Source organism: Hyalangium minutum, assembly GCF_000737315.1.
Classification (GTDB): Bacteria; Myxococcota; Myxococcia; order Myxococcales; family Myxococcaceae; genus Hyalangium; species Hyalangium minutum.
In genome coordinates, this window is the sequence record NZ_JMCB01000006.1 from 650,270 (window position 1) to 667,447 (window position 17,178).

The following is a 17,178-nucleotide window of genomic DNA, read 5'->3' on the forward strand; positions in this document are numbered from 1 at the left end:
CTCATCCCACCGTCAGTACTCCGGCCGGGTGTAGAGCTGAGCCAACGACGCAACCGCCGTTTCTTCACCCGGCCGGAGTACTGACGGTGGGGAGAGCCGGTGAGGCTACCGTGCCCCAGGTAAGCAGGTGGTGCCTTGGGGGCCTCTCTCAGTTGCTTGCTCGACGAGCCGCCAACAGCTTTTTGACAGCGCTGTCAAGCCTCTGCTAAGAGCTTCGGCTTATGGCTGGTGAAGTCCGCAGTAGTCCCGCCCCTGTGACGTTGGAGGAAGTGGCTCGCCGCGCAGGAGTGTCCCCGAGCACGGTCTCCCGCATCCTCAATGGCACCGCCCGAGTCCGCGAGGGCAAGCGCAAGGCCGTCGAGCGCGCCATCGCCGACCTCGACTACCACCCCAACGTCATGGCGCGCGGTCTGGCCGGTGGGCGCTCCATGTCCGTGGGCGTCATCACGCAGGACATCGCCAGCCCCTTCTTCAACGAGGCCCTCAAGGGCATCGAGGACAGCCTGGCCCGCGCGGGCTACGCGCCCCTCTTCGTCAGCGGCCACTGGAACGCGTCGAAGGAGACCGAGCGCATGGCGCTGCTCGTGGCCCGCCGCGTGGACGGCATCATCGTGCTCACGGGCATGATCGACGACGCCACGCTCCTGACTCATGCCCAGCGCATGCCCATCGTCGTCACCGGGCGCTCGCTGCAGGGGCCCGGCCTCTTCAGCATCAGCCTGGCCAACGAGCAGGCCGGCTACGACGCCACCCGCCACCTCATCGAGCTGGGCCACACGCGCATCGCCCACATCGCTGGGCCTGAAATCACCGCCGATGCCCGCGACCGTCTGGCCGGCTACCGCCGCGCGCTGACCGAGGCCGGCCTGCCCGTGGACGAGCGCCTCATCGCCTTCGGCGACTTCCATGAGACCGGCGGCCTGCTGGCGATCAACCACCTGCTGGAGTCGCGCCTCAACTTCACCGGCCTGTTCGCCGCCAATGATCAGATGGCCTACGGCGCCCGGCTCGCCTTGTATCGCAAAGGCATCCGCGTGCCCGAGGACGTCTCTTTGATTGGCTTCGACGACTTGCCCTCGTCTCTCTATACGACGCCGCCGCTCACCTCCGTGCGCCAGCCGGCGTATGACCTGGGGAAGATCGCGGGCGAGGCGATGCTCCGGTTGATCCAGGGCCAGCCCATCCCCGTCACGGACCTCCCCCTGCAGATCATCGTCCGCGAGTCCACCCTGCGCCGCCGCGGCTAGTGTCTCTGAGAGTGGTTGTCTGACGCACACCCCCAGGGACGGAAAACCCCACCCGCACTGCAAGCGCTTTCACTCCCGAGCGCCGCTGTGGCACAGTCCGGGGAATGACGACTTCCAAGGCTTCCGGTTCTTTCCCGAGTGACTTCCAGTGGGGAGTCGCCACCAGCGCCTACCAGATTGAAGGCGCGGCCTCGGAGGACGGGCGGGGCCCGTCAATTTGGGACACCTTCAGCCACACGCCCGGCAAGGTCGTCGAGGGACACACGGGAGACGTGGCCTGCGACCACTACCACCGGCTGGAAGAGGACCTGGATTTGATCGCCTCGCTGGGCGTCAATTCCTACCGCTTCTCCGTGGCCTGGCCCCGCGTGCTGCCCACGGGGCGTCTTCCCCTCAACCCCCAGGGGCTCGACTTCTATGACCGGATGGTGGACGGCCTGTGCGCTCGCGGCATCCGGCCGCACGTGACGCTCTACCACTGGGATTTGCCGCAGGCGCTCCATGACGAGGGCGGCTGGGCGCGCACGGACACCGTTCACCGCTTCGCCGACTACGCGGAGCTCGTCGCGCGGCGCCTGGGAGACCGGGTGGAGAGCATCGCCACGTTCAACGAGCCCTGGGTCGTGGCCACGCTGGGCTACGAGAAGGGCATCTTCGCCCCCGGCCTGACGAACCGGCGGCTGGCGATGCAGGTGTCTCACCACCTGCTGATGGCGCATGGCCTCGCGGTGCGAGCGCTGCGCGCGGTGGCTCCCCGGGTGCAGCTCGGCATCGTGCTGAACCTGTCGCCCAGCTACCCGGCTCGGCCCACGGCCGCCGACCGGGCCAAGGCCCACCTGGAGGATGGCCTGGGTGTGCGCTGGTACATGGATCCGCTGTTCCGCGGCAGCTACCCGCAGGACGTGCTCGAGCACCTGGGCGCGGACGCCCCCATCGTGCGGCCCGAGGAGCTGAGGCTGATCCAGGAGCCCATCGACTTCCTGGGTATCAACTACTACATGCGCAACTTCATCCACGCCGAGGACCCGCAGGCCAAGCCCCCGGGTGAGCAGGGCTTCACGGACATGGGCTGGGAAGTCTTCCCCCAGGGGCTGACCGCGCTGCTGACCCGGCTGGCGCGCGACTACCGCCTGCCGCCCCTCTCCATCACCGAGAACGGCGCCGCCTTCGCGGACCGTCTGGAAGATGACGCGGTGCATGACACGAAGCGCGTGCGTTATCTGGAGCAACACATCGCGGCATTGGCCGCGGCCCGGGAGCAGGGCGTGGACGTGCGCGGCTACTTCGCGTGGAGCTTCATGGACAACTTCGAGTGGGCCTCGGGCTACCTCAAGCGCTTCGGGCTCGTGTACGTCGACTTCGACACGCAGCGTCGTGTGCTGAAGGACAGCGCGCTCTGGTATCGCGACTTCATCGCCGCCCAGCGGCCCTGGCAGTCCTCCGCCGTCGCGCCCTGACGGCGCTCTCAATCCATACACATTCACGTGAAGGCGTCCGCTGGGCGACAGTGTGACGCTTTCGTGAATGCGCTTTCACTAAAAGCTTTACTCGCTGGGAAAACAGGCCTATAGGCAGTTCCGCGAACGTCTGGGGGCCCCGAGCTGAGTCTTTGCCGCTGACGCACCGCACCACACCTCGACACGCTCTGAACTCACCATCCCGGATGCGGCAGGGGCCCATCCCTACCAACCAGACGCCATCCCTCCACCCCCCAAGGAGCTCGAGATGCGTGGCAACCCGGCAGTAGGCGTTGGTCTTCGAGGAGTGCTCGCGGCGCAGTGTCTGGCAGTCGCGCTGGCGGTGCTGTTCACCCCGGATGCGGAGGCGGCCACCACGTATGGCCACACCATCACCTCCGCGAACAGCGTCCGCTTCTACGTCAATGAGGCGAGCTGGGCGGACGTGCACTACACCATCAACTCGGGCGCGCAGCAGAACTTCCGCATGACGCCCAGCGGCACGAACCACACGTACAACGTCACGGGCATCCCCAACGGCGCCACGGTCCGCTACTTCCTCACCGTGGGCGCCAGCACGGGGGCGTTTGACACCGCGTGGACCCAGTTCACCATGACTGGAGGCACCACGCCCCCGCCGACTGGCTCGTGGGCGGTGGTGTGGGAAGACACCTTCAGCGTGAATGGCCAGCCCAACTCCGCCAACTGGAGCTACCACGTGGGCAACGGCTTCAACCCGGGCGCGGGCGCCTTCTCCGGCTGGGGCAACGGTGAGTGGGAGTGGTACCGCCCCGAGAACGCCTCCGTGCAGAACGGCAACCTCGTCATCCGCGCGGACTTCAAGACGACGCCGACGAACATCGCCGGCCGCAACTGGTACCAGTTCTCCTCGCGCATCACGACCAAGGGCAAGAAGTCGTGGAAGTACGGCCGCGTCGAGGCCCGCATCGCCATGCCCAACGCCATCGGCACCTGGCCGGCCTTCTGGATGATGGGCACGGCGTGCGACGACTCGGTGACCAGCAGCTACACCCCGGCCATGAGCGCCTATGACGTGATGGCGAGCAACTGGTCGAGCTGCGGCGAGATCGACATCATGGAGCACAAGAACCTGGAGGCGAACACCTACCAGAACCTGTTCTGGGACTCGCGCACCGGACTCTTCCCGTGGGGCAACGGCCTCAACAACGAGCAGCCCAGCAACATCAACGTGGGCGACGTGCGCCAGTTCCACCTGTACACCATCGAGTGGGAGCCCACGCAGATCCGCTGGTACGTGGACCGCGATACGCACCCGACGCCCGTGCACACCGTGGACATCACCGCCAGCAACAAGGAAGAGTTCCAGAAGCCCTTCCACATCATCCTGAACCTGGCCCTGAGCGGCCTGTTCACGGGCTACGCCGAGCCGAACCCCGCCGACTTCCCGATGTACATGTACGTCGACTACGTCCGCGTGTGGCAGCGCCAGTAATCCCCTCCCCTTTCTGTTGAGCCAGCTCCATCGGGTGGCTTGCCGCCGCCCGGTGGGGCTCTCCGGAGAACCTCACATGAAGAACTCGAGCTTTTGGAGCGGCGTTGGCGCCGCGGGATGTCTCTTTGCGTTGAATCTGGGCTGTGGTGGCACCACCGAGGCGCCGGAGGGCATCTCCCTGGAGAGCACCTCGCAGTCCGTCATCGTCGGCAGCCGCCGCCAGGCGGAGACCTGGTCCTCCTCCGGCACCACGGCCGGCGCCGTCTTCAACGAGGGCGGCGGCGAGGGCCAGTCCGTCGGCGGCTTCCAGGTCAACGAGGTGATCCACTACCCCTCGGTGCTCTTCACCGACGCGGACCAGATCAAGTTCCAGCTCGCGGCGCCCTATGGCGGCGGACGCGCGGAGATCTGGGCGGACGCGGTGGGCTCCGGCACGAAGGTCGGCACGGTGGACCTGACCGCCGCCACTGGCGCCGACTGGAACACCTTCACCACCCGCACCGTCACCATCACCAAGCTCAGCGGCACCCGCTCGCTGTACCTCAAGGGCGTGGCCACGGGCGGCGACTGGCTCTTCAAGCTCGACTGGTTCGAGCTGCACAACAGCGGCGGCACCACCACGCCGCCGCCTTCCGGGACGGTGCCCGTGAAGGTGACCAACAAGTGCCCGTTCAACCTCAACGTGCTGCTCACGGGTGTGAACAGCATCAGCCTCGAGCGGGACTCGTCGGGCAACCCCATCTACCGCAACCTGGCCAGCGGCCAGACGTACACCTACAACACGCCGGGCAACTACCCCGCCGGCCGCGTGAGCGCGTACCGGACGCTGCCGTCGCCCACCTCGCCCCGCGAGCTGGAGAAGGCCGAGTTCACCCTGGAGAACAACGGCTCGCAGCTCATCCACTACAACCTCACCTACGTGGACCACGTGGGCCTGCCCATGGCCATCAGCACCGCGGGCGCCAACAACTGCGTCCAGGTGCAGTGCAACAAGACGGCGAGCGCCATGCAGAGCGCCATCGACACCGGCTGCCCGGACGGCCTGCGCTACTCCATGGGCGGCGGCACCATCTGCCTCGCGCCCCGCTCCTTCTGTCTGGATGGCGAGTACGCCAGCGACTCGCGCCGGGGCACCATCTGCACGCGGCTGGACTCGGAGATTGCCCGCTGCGCCAGCAAATACCCGGGCCAGTGCAACCCGGGCACGGCGAAGACGCCCCAGGTCTACGCGTGCTCCCCGCCGTTCTTCGACCAGAGCGCCAAGTGGTGCGCCGCGCTGAACCGCGGCATGGTGGACGCGCCGGACAGCACCACCGTTTCCCAGTACTACAATACGGGCAAGCCGTATAACCAGTACGCCAAGTGGGTTCATCAGCAGTGCGGCGCCGTGTATGCGTTCGCCTACGACGACTACCCCATGGCCGCCAACCAGGCCGGCTTCTTCACGTGCTCCGGCGGCACGCAGCTCAACGTGACGTTCTGCCCCGCGGGCTAGACCTCCCCGGCAGTCGGTTCAGGGGGCTTGTAGGCAGTACAGAGGAGAGGACATGAAACAGTCATTCACCTGGCGGGCGCTCCTGCGTGGAGCCGCCCTTCTGACGCTCACCCTCACCGCCTGCAAGGAGGACAAGCCGAACCCGCCTCCCATCGAGGAGCCTCCTCCCGAGCCTCCTCCTCCCCCGGACGGCTGGCCCCGCATCGACAGCGCCATCCCCCGGGATGAAGCGCTCGAGGCCAAGGTGGATGCGCTGCTGAAGGCCATGTCGCTCGAGGAGAAGGTCGGGCAGATGACCCAGGTGGAGATCCCCAACGTCACCGCCGCCGAGGTGAAGCAGTACCACCTCGGCTCGGTGCTGAACGGCGGCGGCTCCTGGCCCGGCGGCAACAAGGCCGCGGCCATCCAGGACTGGGTCGCCCGCGCCGACGAGCTGTGGGAGGCCTCGATGGATCCGGCCAACCCGCACCGCATCCCCATCATGTGGGGCACCGACGCCGTGCACGGCCACAACAACGTGCGCGGCGCCACGATGTTCCCCCACAACATCGGCCTGGGCGCGGCGCATGATCCGGACCTCATCCGCCGCATCGGCGAGGTGACGGCCCGCGAGGTGTCCCGCACCGGCATCGACTGGGCCTTCGCTCCGACGCTCGCGGTGGTGCGGGATGACCGCTGGGGCCGCACCTACGAGGGCTTCTCGGAGGACCCCGAGCTCGTCGAGGCCTATGGCGGCAAGGCCATCGAGGGCCTGCAGGGCCTGCTCGGCAAGGACGCGAAGACGAACGAGCGGGTGGTGGCCACGGCCAAGCACTTCATCGGCGACGGCGGCACCACCCGTGGCAAGGACCAGGGCGTCACCACCGTCACGGAGAAGGAGCTGCGCGAGATTCACGGCCGCGGCTACTTCACCGCGCTCAAGGCGGGCGCGCAGACGGTGATGGCCTCGTACAACAGCTGGCAGAACAAGGAGCAGGGCGAGACCGCCAAGGCCTACAAGCTGCACGGCAGCAAGTACCTGCTCACGGACGTGCTGAAGACCCAGATGGGCTTCGATGGCTTCGTCATCTCCGACTGGAACGGCATCGGCCAGATCGCCAAGGCCAACAGCGACTCTGCCGTCGACTGCTCCAACAGCAACTGCCCCCAGGCCATCAACGCCGGCATCGACATGATCATGGTGCCCTACCGGGATGACTGGAAGGCGTTCATCACCAACACCCTGGCCTCGGTGCGCAGCGGCGAGATTCCCGAGGAGCGCATCAACGATGCGGTGCGCCGCATCCTCCGCGTGAAGTACCGTGCGGGCCTCTTCGACAAGCCCAAGCCCTCGCTGCGCAACGCCTCGCACGAGCTGGGCACCGCCGAGAACCGCGCCGTGGCCCGCGAGGCCGTGCGCAAGTCGCTGGTGCTGCTGAAGAACAACGGCCACACGCTGCCGCTGGCGCGCAATGCCAAGGTGCTCGTCACCGGCAAGAGCGCCGACAGCCTGTCGAACCAGACCGGCGGCTGGTCGCTGACGTGGCAGGGCACCAACAACACCAACGCCGACTTCGGCGGCGGCACCACCGCGTGGCAGGCCATTCAGAAGATCGTCCCCACGGCCACGCTCGACACCAGCGCCAACGGTGCGCTGGCGGACGCCACCTATGACGCCGCCATCGTGTTCATCGGCGAGACGCCGTACGCCGAGGGCCAGGGCGACATCGGCAACACCAAGACGATGGAGCTCGCCAAGCTGCGCCCGGAGGACCTGACGCTCATCGACAGCCTGAAGGCCAAGGGCGTGAAGAAGATCGTCACGGTGCTGTTCTCCGGCCGCCCGCTCTACGTGAACAAGGAGCTCAACCGCTCGGATGCGTTCGTCGCGGCCTGGCTCCCGGGCACCGAGGGCGATGGCCTCGCGGACGTGCTGTTCAAGAAGGAGGACGGCTCGGTCAACTTCGACTTCACCGGCAAGCTCTCGTACTCGTGGCCCAAGGCGGCCTGCCAGACGTCGCTCAACCGCGGCGACGCCAGCTATGCCCCGCTCTACGCCTACGGCTACGGGATGACCTCCTCCGACACCTCGGAGCAGGGCGCGTATGACGAGGCCAGCCCCGAGGTGGGCTGCGGCGTGGAGGGCGGCGGTGGCACGGCGACGCTGCCGCTGCCGGTGTTCGAGCGCGGCAACCAGGAGAACTGGGTGATGCGCCTGGGCGCTCCGTCCAACTGGGGCGGTGTCGACATCGTCCAGTCCACCAGCAACAGCACGAAGACGCCCGCTGGCGAAGTCACCGCCACCCCGGTGGATGACCGCAACGGCCTCCAGTGGGCGGCGGTGAAGGCCACCTGGACCACCACCGGCCAGCTCTACATGCAGAGCGCGACCAACGGCGACGTCCGCAACCTGCAGTCCTACCTGAATGCGAACGGCGCGCTCGTCTTCGATGCCCGGTTGGGTGCCGCGCCGAGCGCCTCGGTGAAGGCCCGCATCGACTGCGTGTACCCGTGCGGTGGCGAGATCGACGTGACCGCGGCGCTCAAGGCCCTGCCGGTCAACACCTGGACCGAGCTGGCCATCCCGCTGCAGTGCTTCTCGCAGAAGGGCACGGACTTCACCACCATCAACACCCCCATGCTGTTCTACACCGAGGGCACGATGGAGCTGTCCGTCGCCAACATCCGCTGGGAGCCCAACAAGGTGGGCAACGTCCCCTGCGAGAGCGGCGGCACCGGCGGCAACATCCTCCAGATCACCAACGACAAGGACGTCTACGTGAATGGCGTGGCGGACAGCGCGGTGTTCAGCACCCCCGGGGGCTGGTCCTACGGCTCGGGCAGCGTCACGGTGACGCCGGACCTCGAGGTCTCGGACGACAAGCTGATCGACGTGGTGCTCAACGGCGTCACGGACGGCGGTGGCAACGGCGGCTTCTTCCTCACGATCAAGGACCCGACGCTCCTGGATGTGTCGCCCATCGCCGCCACGGGCGGCGTGCAGTTCCAGCTGAAGGTGCTCGACTACGGCAACACCACGCAGGACTTCTGGGTGAAGCTGGTCTGCAACCGCAAGACGGACGGCAGCTGCACGACCGGCGACCTGAAGACCCTCATCGGCCATCCGGAGGTCGGCATCTGGACGACGGTGAAGCTGCCGTTCTCCAGCCCCGACTACTCAGCCAACTGGGACCCGGCGAAGCTCTCCTCCATCCTCGAGCTCCTGCCTGCCTGGGATGACCAGCGCGGCAACATCCACTTCCAGATCCGCGGCATCCGCATCCTGAAGCAGCTCAACTGACGGCTTGGAAAAAGCTGGCGCGGGTCACTCCGCGCCAGTGCTGCGCTTCGCCACCCTCTCTGCCCCGACGGGTGGCGAAGCCTTTTCTAGGGTCTGCGTCTCAGGTCAGGTTCTTCATGTGGACCACGAGGTGGCTGTCCTTCGAGCCCAGCGTGCTCGCGTCGTCCGTGGGGATGACGTAGCCCTGGTCCGCCCCGACGTGCTTCCGGTAGTAGTCCACCACCGAGCCGTCCTGCACGTTGGACGTCGTGGTCTTCTTGATGCCGTAGACGTCCCCGTTGGCGTCCTTGGCCTTGATGGAGTCCGGGGCGCCCGACAGCAGGTTGTCCATCGTGCCGGACAGCCGGCCGCCGCTCTCCGGCTTGATGGTCATCGCGGCGTTGGCGCCCTCGATGTAGCTCACGTCGTAGTAGGTGTTGTTGCCGCCGCCGTTGAACTTCACCTCGCCGAGCGTCGCGTTCTTCCCGTCACCCGCCGTGCTGCGGAAGTTGCCGGACCAGCCGTCCGGGAACGCCACCGTCTTCGTCTCGCCCGGCTTCAGGGTCACGCCGTCGATCGCCTTGTCCCCGGCGTTCGGCGTGAACTGGATGTTCATGGGCGAGTTGCCATCGTTGACGAAGGTCATCGTCCGCTCGCCCACCTGCGAGCCCTTCTGAGCGGAGACGGCCTCAGGGCCGGCGACCTGCGAGGCCCCCTGAGCGGCCGGAGCAGCCGGAGCGGCGGCGGCGGCGCTCGGGGCGGCCGGAGCGGCGGCGGCGGCGGCCGGAGCAGCGGCGGCGGCGCTCGGAGCACCCATCCCGCTCATCGCGCTCGGGGCGCCCGCGGCCGACATGCCGCCCATCTGGGGAGCCGACGCGCCCTGCATGCCGGGGATGCCCCGGCCCAGCTCGCTGGCCAGCATCTGCGTGGCCTTGGCGAGCAGGTCGGTCATCTGGGTGAGCATCTTCATCGTCGAGTCGATGCCACCCTTCTCGAGGCCGCCCATCTTGCCCGCGCCCATCTTGCCCATACCCACCGGCGCGTCGAAGCCGTCGCTCATGAGCATCCGGCGCAGCGCGCTGCCCTGCTGCGGACCCTGCTGCAGGCCCTGCATGCCCCGCGGCTGAGAGGAGATCGGCGAGGGGGTCGAGGTGGAGAGAGCGGAGGACCGGGCAAACGCGGGCTTCGAGAGAGGGGAGATCGCCATGACGGGGTTCCTCCAAAGAGGGGGGTTCGGGAGGGGCCACCGGGTGTGGCCTCTGCTCACGACATGAAGCAGGAGGTGTGCCAACGTGCCCTGCCCAGCCTCTCCGAGGGCCGGGAGCGGCCCGAGTAGCGGATCAGCCCCTGCGAGGGATGACGGCTGTCACCACCTCAAGGTGGGACTCCTGTCACCGAGTGATGACGGCAGTCACCGCCCGCCGTCACCCCAGGAGGCACGTCACCGCGGTCCAGCGCGCCTCGGGCGGACCGAACACCGAGCCGGGCACCGCCAGCCAGCCCTGCTCGAGCAACTCCTCGAAACTCTTGGAGCTGGTGGTGAAATAGCCGGTCCGAGGAACATCGAAGGGCAGCGTCCCCAGCCGCTCGCGGACCTGGCCCCACTGCTCCTCGAAGCGGGCTTGGACGCGCTGGGGCAGCTCCGGGTGGCGCTCCAGCAGGAAGCAGGCTTGACGCAGCGCGGTGGACTCGAGCTGGAGGGGTTCGACGGCCTCCACGCCTCGGGCGACGGCGCCGGGGACCAGTGCGAAGCCCGCCAGCTCCGGGGTGAGGTGGCCCTTGGCGAGCGAGTGCACCAGCAGCGCCTGCCCCGTCTGGAGCAGCCGCTCCGTCACCCCGGTGAAGCGGGAGGCGAAGGTGTACACGGCGTCGATCACCACGAGCCGCCGTGGATCCGCCGCGAGCCAGGCCTCCAGCTTCCGGCCCTCCTCCTCCGAGAGCCACCGGCCCAGGGGCACGAGCGGATCCGGCAGGAGCAGCACCTCCGGCGCGGCTCCGGGCGCCTGCTCCGGGAGCTGCGGCAAGGGAACCGTGGGGAACGCGTGCACGGCCAGCCCGGCGCTCGCCGCCAGCGAGTGGTACACGGGATAGACGTCCGACGGCGCGTGCAGCACCCGGCCCTCGCGAGCGAAGGCGTGGAACAGGGCTCGCAGCAGGTCGCGCACTCCGCGCCCCAGCAGCATGCGCGCCTCGGGCCCAGGCCCCGTGCGAGGCAGGTGGAAGCACTCGCGCCACGCGCGCTCCAGCTCCTGGGCATCCCGCACCGGGAGCTCTGCCGGGAGCGCCGGGGCGAGCGCCGACAGGGCCTTGGGGGGATTCATGCAGTCGAGCCGGACCAGCTTCGCGCCTCGCTCGCTGGCCAGCAGCTCGCGGCAGCGGCGCTTGTATTCCTCCCAGTTCATGTCAGCTCCAGGCGGCTGCGGCGATCCTCGAGCGAGGCGTAGCACGCGCCATCCGCGAGCACGTTCCAGCTCCGGGCCAGGCCGTTCGAGCGCTCCCAGAAGAGGCTCGGCTCGGTATAGGTGGCCACCCGCATCCGCCGCCCGTCCACCACTCCTTCATATATAGGTGAACCCCAGGGCAGCTCGGCCACCCGGCGCCACCCCTGTGCCTGGAGCCACTCCGTAGCCAGCGCGAGCGACACCTGGTGCTCGCGGCTCCAGAGGTTGGACGGGCGGGAGTGGTACACGGACTCCTCCGAGGTGGAGACGTAGAGCTCCTTCCACGTCACCTCGTCGACGCCCTGCGCGGCGGCCCACTGCAGGTACTCCGCGAAGGTCTGCTCGGAGTCGAGCCCACCTCGCTGCAGTACGGCCACCAGGCGCGGGCGCAGGCTGTGGAAGCCTCCGGAGCGGAAGCTCCCGAGGACGCGCTCGGTGCCGGTGTCCAGCCGCATGAGGGCCGCGTTCCGCGAGGGCTCCGCGTGGTGCCGGGACAAGGAGAGGACCGTCAGCCCCGCCTCCTCGAGCTGCAGCAGCGCCCGGCCGCGTGCTTCATCGTCCAGACGCGCGAGGAAGACTCCATTGGAGATGAGCACCACCTTTTGGGGAAAGCGCGCGGCACAGGCTCGCACGAGCTCCAGCAAGCGCGGCAGGGGCAAAAGCCCGGGTTCACCGCCTCCGGTGATGACGGCACGCTCCGCGCCGCGCGCGAGCGCTTCATCCAGGTGGGCCTCCACCACCTCCTTCGACAGGGCCGCCTGGGCCTGATCCGCCGAGATGGAGGCCTCGGAGAAGCAGAACGCACAGTCCGCCTGGCAGCCGCGGGCGATGGGGAGGAAGGAGATGGAGCGCGGGCTCAGCGCCTCGTAGGGCTTCAAGGTGGGATGGAGGACCTGGAGCGAGCGCGCGAAGGCCGTCTCTACGTCCCAGCGCGTGAGCGTGCCCTCGGGCCCCACCGCGTGCACCGCGCTCAGGCGGATCTCCGGCCCGAGGATGAAGCGGCCGAGCCCCGTGCGCTCATTGGGCTGGAGCTGCTCGGACGGCACGTGTGTCTCGAGCGCGATGAGCCGATCCCCTTCGAGCCCCAGCCGCTCCAGCAGGCCGCTGGCCTTGCGGATGCCGATGCCGAGCTCCTCCTGGCGCAGGAGGAAGAAGCGATCGGGGAAGGTGCTCTCGGGGATGCGGGCCTTCGAGTAGCTCAAAGCGTACTTGTCGAAGGCCCGCGCGAAGTTGGAGAGGACGGTGATGTGAAAGAGGGTCTCCCCCATCCCCCGAGCATGAACCGTGAGGCGCATGCCTGCCAATCCCCCTTCGCCGCTCAGCCGCCCGCTCTCACGCCGTGCTCAGTTGCAGGCCGCGTCGTCGTACACCATGAACGGCTCGCCCGCGGGTGCCGACACGGGGCTCGTGGTGGCCGGGCACACCCGGTGGAGCTGGCCGTCCGCCGAGGAGATGAGCCACGTGTCCGCCGAGTCCCACAGATGCTCGTAGTCCTCGGTGCCCTCGAAGTCCGTGTCCCCGGCCGCATACGCCAGGTAGTCCCACGAGTCCGGATAGCCGCACGTGCCGAAGATACCCGCGCTGGCGCCCATCCCATTGCCTGCGTCCCGCTGGCTCCACACCGGGTTGACCACGCGCACCGGGGTGAAGGTCCGGGGGAACATCATATAGGCGAAGTTATCCACCCCCACGCAGACGTCCCCGCTGTGCTTCACGGCGTCCTGGTTGCTGCGGTTCTCCGTCGTGTGGCACCCATGATCCAGGTGGTAGCTGTACCGGTTCCCGCGCGGCGGATCGAAGTTGTAGACGTGGATGTTCGAGGGCTTGTTCTGCTGCGTCATCATCGCCGTGTGCAGGCTCTTGAGGTGGGTGATGGCCTCGGACTGGCGCGCGTGCGTCTGCGCCCGGAGGAAGCGCGGCAGCGCGATGACCATCAACACGCCCGCCATGGCCAGCGCCACCAGACATTCGATGTAGGTGAAACCGCGGCTTCGATTGCTCTTCATGACGCCCGCCTCTCTTGATTTGTGGGAATGTGAGAAAAAAGGCGGGTTCACATAGCAAAACCGGGAATAACCGCCAAGCCTAAAACCTCCTGATGGATTGGGATGGATCGGCGGGGGAGCCGAGGCTTCCGTTCATCGACGGCCCCTCTGGGCTGGTGTAGAAAACCGGACTGTCTGGCTGCCTACCCCTCAGCCAGCAGGGCGGGTACGAGCGAGCGAACTCTCACTTCCCACGCGAACGACCGAGAGAGGTCCCAAAGCCATCAGCCTCAGCGCCTCGAGCGCGGGAGCGGCGCTGCGCCGCTCTGGATGCAATGCTGGACACTCTCCGCAAGGTAGCCTGTTCTTGGCTCTCATCCTGGCGCCGACCTTCTAGAGCGCCAGGGAGCGGAACCAACGACGCAACCGCCGTTTCCCTAGCGCTCTAGAAGGTCGGCGCCAGGGAGAGCCGGTGAGGCTACCGTGCCCCAGGTAAGCAGGTGGTGCCTTAGGGGCCTCTCTCGATCGCTCGCGGCTCGCCGCCCCCGCCCGTAGCCGCCTCGACATCAGGAGCTGCCATGACCTCCAAGCTGGAGACACACGTCCCCGCAGCGCCGCCGCAGCCCGGCACCGCCCCCCAACCCACCCCGCCCTCGGCGGCGGCGCTCGCCCAGCGCGAGGCGCGCCGTCAGCGGCACGAGGTGCTCCTGGCGCAGTGGAAGGCCGTGGAGGAGGCGGGCGGCAAGGACGAGTGGGTCCGCCAGCAGCTCGTGGCCCGGGGCGTGGCCGCCGAGGAGGTGGACTTCGAGGAGCTCTCCGAGAAGCAGAAGGCGGCCTGGAAGGAGAAGAAGAAGGCCGAGGCCGGGGAGCGCCGCAAGCTGGAGCGCGAGGTCTGGGAGGCGTGGAAGGCCACGCACATCAACCACCTGGGCGTGGGGGTGCACTGGGACGAGCAGGGCGGCCCGGACAAGTTCGACGTGCCCCACCGCGAGGAGCGGGCGAAGGCGAACGGGATGCCGGCGCTGGACTCGGCGGAGGCGCTGGCCAAGGCGCTGGGCGTGCCGGTGGCGCGGCTGCGCTGGTTCGCCTTCCACCGCGAGGTGGACACGGGCACGCACTACCAGAGCTGGCAGATTCCGAAGCGGGACGGCGGCCAGCGGACGATTACGGCGCCGAAGAAGGAGCTGAAGGCGGCGCAGCGCTGGGTGCTGTCGAACGTGGTGGAGCGGCTGCCGGTGCACGGAGCGGCGCACGGCTTCGTGGCGGGGCGCTCCATCCTCACCAACGCGCTGGCGCACCGGGGCGCGGACGTGCTGGTGAAGGTGGACGTGAAGGACTTCTTCCCCTCGGTGACGTGGCGCCGGGTGAAGGGGCTCTTGCGCAAGGGCGGGCTGGAGGAGCACGCGGCGACGCTGCTCTCGCTGCTGTCCACGGAGGCCCCGCGCGAGGTGATGCAGTTCCGGGGCAAGACGCTCTACGTGGCGAAGGGCCCCCGGGCGCTGCCGCAGGGGGCGCCTACCTCTCCGGCGATCACGAACGCGCTGTGCCTGAAGCTGGACAAGCGGGTGTCGGCGATGGCGAAGCGGCTGGGCTTCACGTACACGCGCTACGCGGATGACCTGACGTTCTCGTGGAAGCGGGCGAAGGGGGCGAAGGGGAAGGCGCAGGCGGACGCACCGGTGGCGCTGCTGCTGGCGCGGGTGAAGAGCATCCTGGAGGCCGAGGGCTTCACGCTGCACCCGGACAAGACGCGGGTGCTGCGCAAGGGCACGCGGCAGCGGGTGACGGGGCTGGTGGTGAACGAGGCGCCCAACGGAGTGCCGGCCGCCCGCGTGCCGAGGGACGTCATCCGGCGGCTGCGCGCGGCGATCCACAACCGGGAGAAGGGCAAGCCGGGCCGTGAGGGCGAGTCGCTGGATCAGCTCAAGGGGATGGCGGCGTTCATCCACATGACGGATCCGGCGAAGGGCCGCGCCTTCCTGCAGCAGCTCGAGGCGCTGGAGAAGCGCGGGCAGCCGTGACGCCGGACCTCCGGGCGCTCTTCGAGACCACGTTCCCCATCGCGTCGCACTACTTTGCCCTTCATTGGGTGCCGGACGATCCGTGGCGGCCCGAGGACGCCCATCCAGACGACGTCTACGCCGTGCTTCGGCTGGTGACGTTCTACCTGGACGAGAGCGGCGAGGTCTCGATCCGCGATGTGAAGGAGCAGGGCATGCTGGTGGTGCCCGCGCAGCACCGGCAGGATCCGCGCCTCGAAGCCTGGCTCCGGGGCTCGCGCGAAGCGCTCTTGGAGGTCATGCAGAGCCAGGACTGGACCATCGATCGCGATGACGACGAGGCCCAGTCCGCCGACAACTCCCTGGTGTGCATGATGCCGTCGGATTTGGTGTGCCACGACGTGCTGAAGCTGGCGCGGCCCCGCGAGTCCGAGGACTTCAAGCAGGCGCTGCTCGGCTCCAAGAAGCGCCTGGGGCACATGCTCTTTCCTCCCCGTGTGGGTTGAGGCCACCCCTGCCCGTTGTTGGTTGAGCGCCTATACTGAAGCAACCTTGGCGCTGACATTCATCCAGGCGGCACAGCAGGTCCTCGAGTCACACGGCAAACCTCTGCGCGTCGAGGAGATCTGGCAGCAGATCCAGGAACAGAGGCTGTGCAACACTGAAGGCAAGACGCCGGAAGCGACGTTGTCTACCGAGCTGCTCCGCGCCTCGCTGGGCGTCGCTGTCTCGAAGCCCCGGGCCATCAGGCCCTTCCACCGCAGGGAAGATGGGACCTTTGGGCTGGTGGCTTGGCTGCCCGAAGCGCAGCAGATAGCCCTCAATACAGCCTTGAATACCCCTGAGGGTGGGCGCTACGGCCTTCCCCTCCTTTCTGAAGACGAGAAGCGCAACCTCTCACGCGAGAGGCCAGAGCCGGACCTCATGGTCATCGATGAGCCCGTCCGTGCGGAGGTGATGCGTCCTCGGTCCAGCCACCCTCGCTATACCCGCGAGGAGCTGCTCGCGGACACGGGCCTCCCGCCCGAGCAGTTGGATGGGTGGCTGCGCATTCTGGAGCGCAAGCGGCAGGTCATCCTCCAGGGACCTCCTGGGACAGGGAAGACGTTCCTGGCGGCCCGCCTGGCCAAGCTCCTGCTCTCGGAGACGCATGGACAGGTGGAGACGCTCCAGTTCCACCCCGCCTATGCGTACGAGGACTTCATCCAAGGCATCCGCCCCAAAGTGGTGAAGGGCGCGCTGAGCTACAAGCTCCTTCCGGGCCGCTTCGTCCGCTTCTGCCGCAAAGCAGAGGAGCTGGATCCTGCCCCGTGTGTGCTCATCCTGGATGAGCTCAACCGGGCCAACCTGCCGCGCGTCTTCGGCGAGCTGATGTACCTGCTGGAATACCGGGACCAGAGCGTCCCCCTCGCGGCGGGCGGCAGGCCTCTGCGCATCCCTCGCAACGTGACGGTGATCGGGACGATGAACACCGCGGACCGCTCCATCGCGCGGATGGATCATGCGCTCCGGCGGCGCTTCGCCTTTCTCCGGCTACGGCCCGACTACGACGTCCTCCAGCAGCACCTCGACCGGGCAGGACTCCCCGCCGCCTCCCTCCTCGAGGTGCTGCGCGACGTGAACCGCCTCATCGAAGACCCGAACTATGAGCTGGGCATCTCCTTTTTCATGGGAAGCGAGCTGCGCGAGCACTTGCCGGACATCTGGGAGTGCGAGATCGAGCCCTACTTGGAGGAGTTCTTCTATGACCAGCCGAAGAAGATGGAGCCCTTCCGCTGGAGGGACCTCGCCCGGACCCGCCTGAAGGACTGGAGCTGAGC

At 68.0% G+C, this 17,178-nt stretch carries 12 protein-coding genes; 8 read left to right on the forward strand and 4 right to left on the reverse strand.

The window, feature by feature from the left end:
* Nucleotides 1-221: 221 nt before the first annotated feature.
* The 5 genes from DB31_RS18135 to DB31_RS18155 all read left to right on the forward strand — a co-directional run bounded on the left by DB31_RS18135 (nt 222) and on the right by DB31_RS18155 (nt 8,953).
* Complete coding sequence (locus DB31_RS18135) at nt 222-1,247, forward strand: substrate-binding domain-containing protein (RefSeq protein ID WP_044189210.1); 1,026 nt, start codon at nt 222-224, stop codon at nt 1,245-1,247.
* 104 nt (nt 1,248-1,351) lie between these two features.
* Nucleotides 1,352-2,704, forward strand: a complete 1,353-nt coding sequence (locus DB31_RS18140) for a GH1 family beta-glucosidase (protein ID WP_044189213.1) — start codon at nt 1,352-1,354, stop codon at nt 2,702-2,704.
* A gap of 268 nt (nt 2,705-2,972) precedes the next feature.
* Nucleotides 2,973-4,178, forward strand: a complete 1,206-nt coding sequence (locus tag DB31_RS18145; protein WP_044189216.1) for a glycoside hydrolase family 16 protein — start codon at nt 2,973-2,975, stop codon at nt 4,176-4,178.
* 76 nt (nt 4,179-4,254) lie between these two features.
* A complete protein-coding gene (locus DB31_RS47920) occupies nt 4,255-5,673 on the forward strand; it encodes a beta-1,3-glucanase family protein (RefSeq protein WP_083968416.1) in 1,419 nt (472 codons plus the stop codon).
* Between the two features lie 52 nt (nt 5,674-5,725).
* Nucleotides 5,726-8,953: a glycoside hydrolase family 3 protein gene (locus DB31_RS18155; protein WP_044189218.1), complete on the forward strand. Its 3,228-nt coding sequence runs from the start codon at nt 5,726-5,728 to the stop codon at nt 8,951-8,953.
* A gap of 100 nt (nt 8,954-9,053) precedes the next feature.
* Here the strand turns inward: DB31_RS18155 and DB31_RS18160 are convergent, their stop codons facing one another.
* The 4 genes from DB31_RS18160 to DB31_RS18175 form a co-directional block, all read right to left on the reverse strand.
* The gene (locus DB31_RS18160) at nt 9,054-10,139 is read right to left on the reverse strand and encodes a glycoside hydrolase 64/thaumatin family protein (RefSeq protein WP_044189220.1); all 1,086 of its coding nucleotides are present in this window, start codon (nt 10,137-10,139) and stop codon (nt 9,054-9,056) included.
* Nucleotides 10,140-10,356: 217 nt separating this feature from the next.
* The gene (locus DB31_RS18165; RefSeq protein ID WP_052420062.1) at nt 10,357-11,334 is read right to left on the reverse strand and encodes a PLP-dependent aminotransferase family protein; all 978 of its coding nucleotides are present in this window, start codon (nt 11,332-11,334) and stop codon (nt 10,357-10,359) included.
* A complete protein-coding gene (locus tag DB31_RS18170) occupies nt 11,331-12,668 on the reverse strand; it encodes a radical SAM family protein (protein WP_052420063.1) in 1,338 nt (445 codons plus the stop codon). Before DB31_RS18170 ends, DB31_RS18165 begins: the two co-directional genes overlap by 4 nt.
* Before the next feature lie 48 nt (nt 12,669-12,716).
* Nucleotides 12,717-13,379 carry a prepilin-type N-terminal cleavage/methylation domain-containing protein gene (locus DB31_RS18175; protein WP_044189223.1) on the reverse strand — a complete coding sequence of 221 codons (663 nt, stop codon included), beginning with the start codon at nt 13,377-13,379 and terminating at the stop codon, nt 12,717-12,719.
* A gap of 557 nt (nt 13,380-13,936) precedes the next feature.
* Between DB31_RS18175 and DB31_RS18180 the strand changes: the two genes are divergently transcribed.
* From DB31_RS18180 to DB31_RS18190, 3 genes are read left to right on the forward strand one after another with little or no spacing between them, the layout of a single operon-like run.
* A complete protein-coding gene (locus tag DB31_RS18180) occupies nt 13,937-15,379 on the forward strand; it encodes a reverse transcriptase family protein (protein ID WP_044189224.1) in 1,443 nt (480 codons plus the stop codon).
* Nucleotides 15,376-15,864, forward strand: a complete 489-nt coding sequence (locus DB31_RS18185) for a hypothetical protein (protein ID WP_044189226.1) — start codon at nt 15,376-15,378, stop codon at nt 15,862-15,864. Before DB31_RS18180 ends, DB31_RS18185 begins: the two co-directional genes overlap by 4 nt.
* Before the next feature lie 46 nt (nt 15,865-15,910).
* Nucleotides 15,911-17,176: an AAA family ATPase gene (locus DB31_RS18190; RefSeq protein WP_052420064.1), complete on the forward strand. Its 1,266-nt coding sequence runs from the start codon at nt 15,911-15,913 to the stop codon at nt 17,174-17,176.
* Nucleotides 17,177-17,178: the final 2 nt, after the last annotated feature.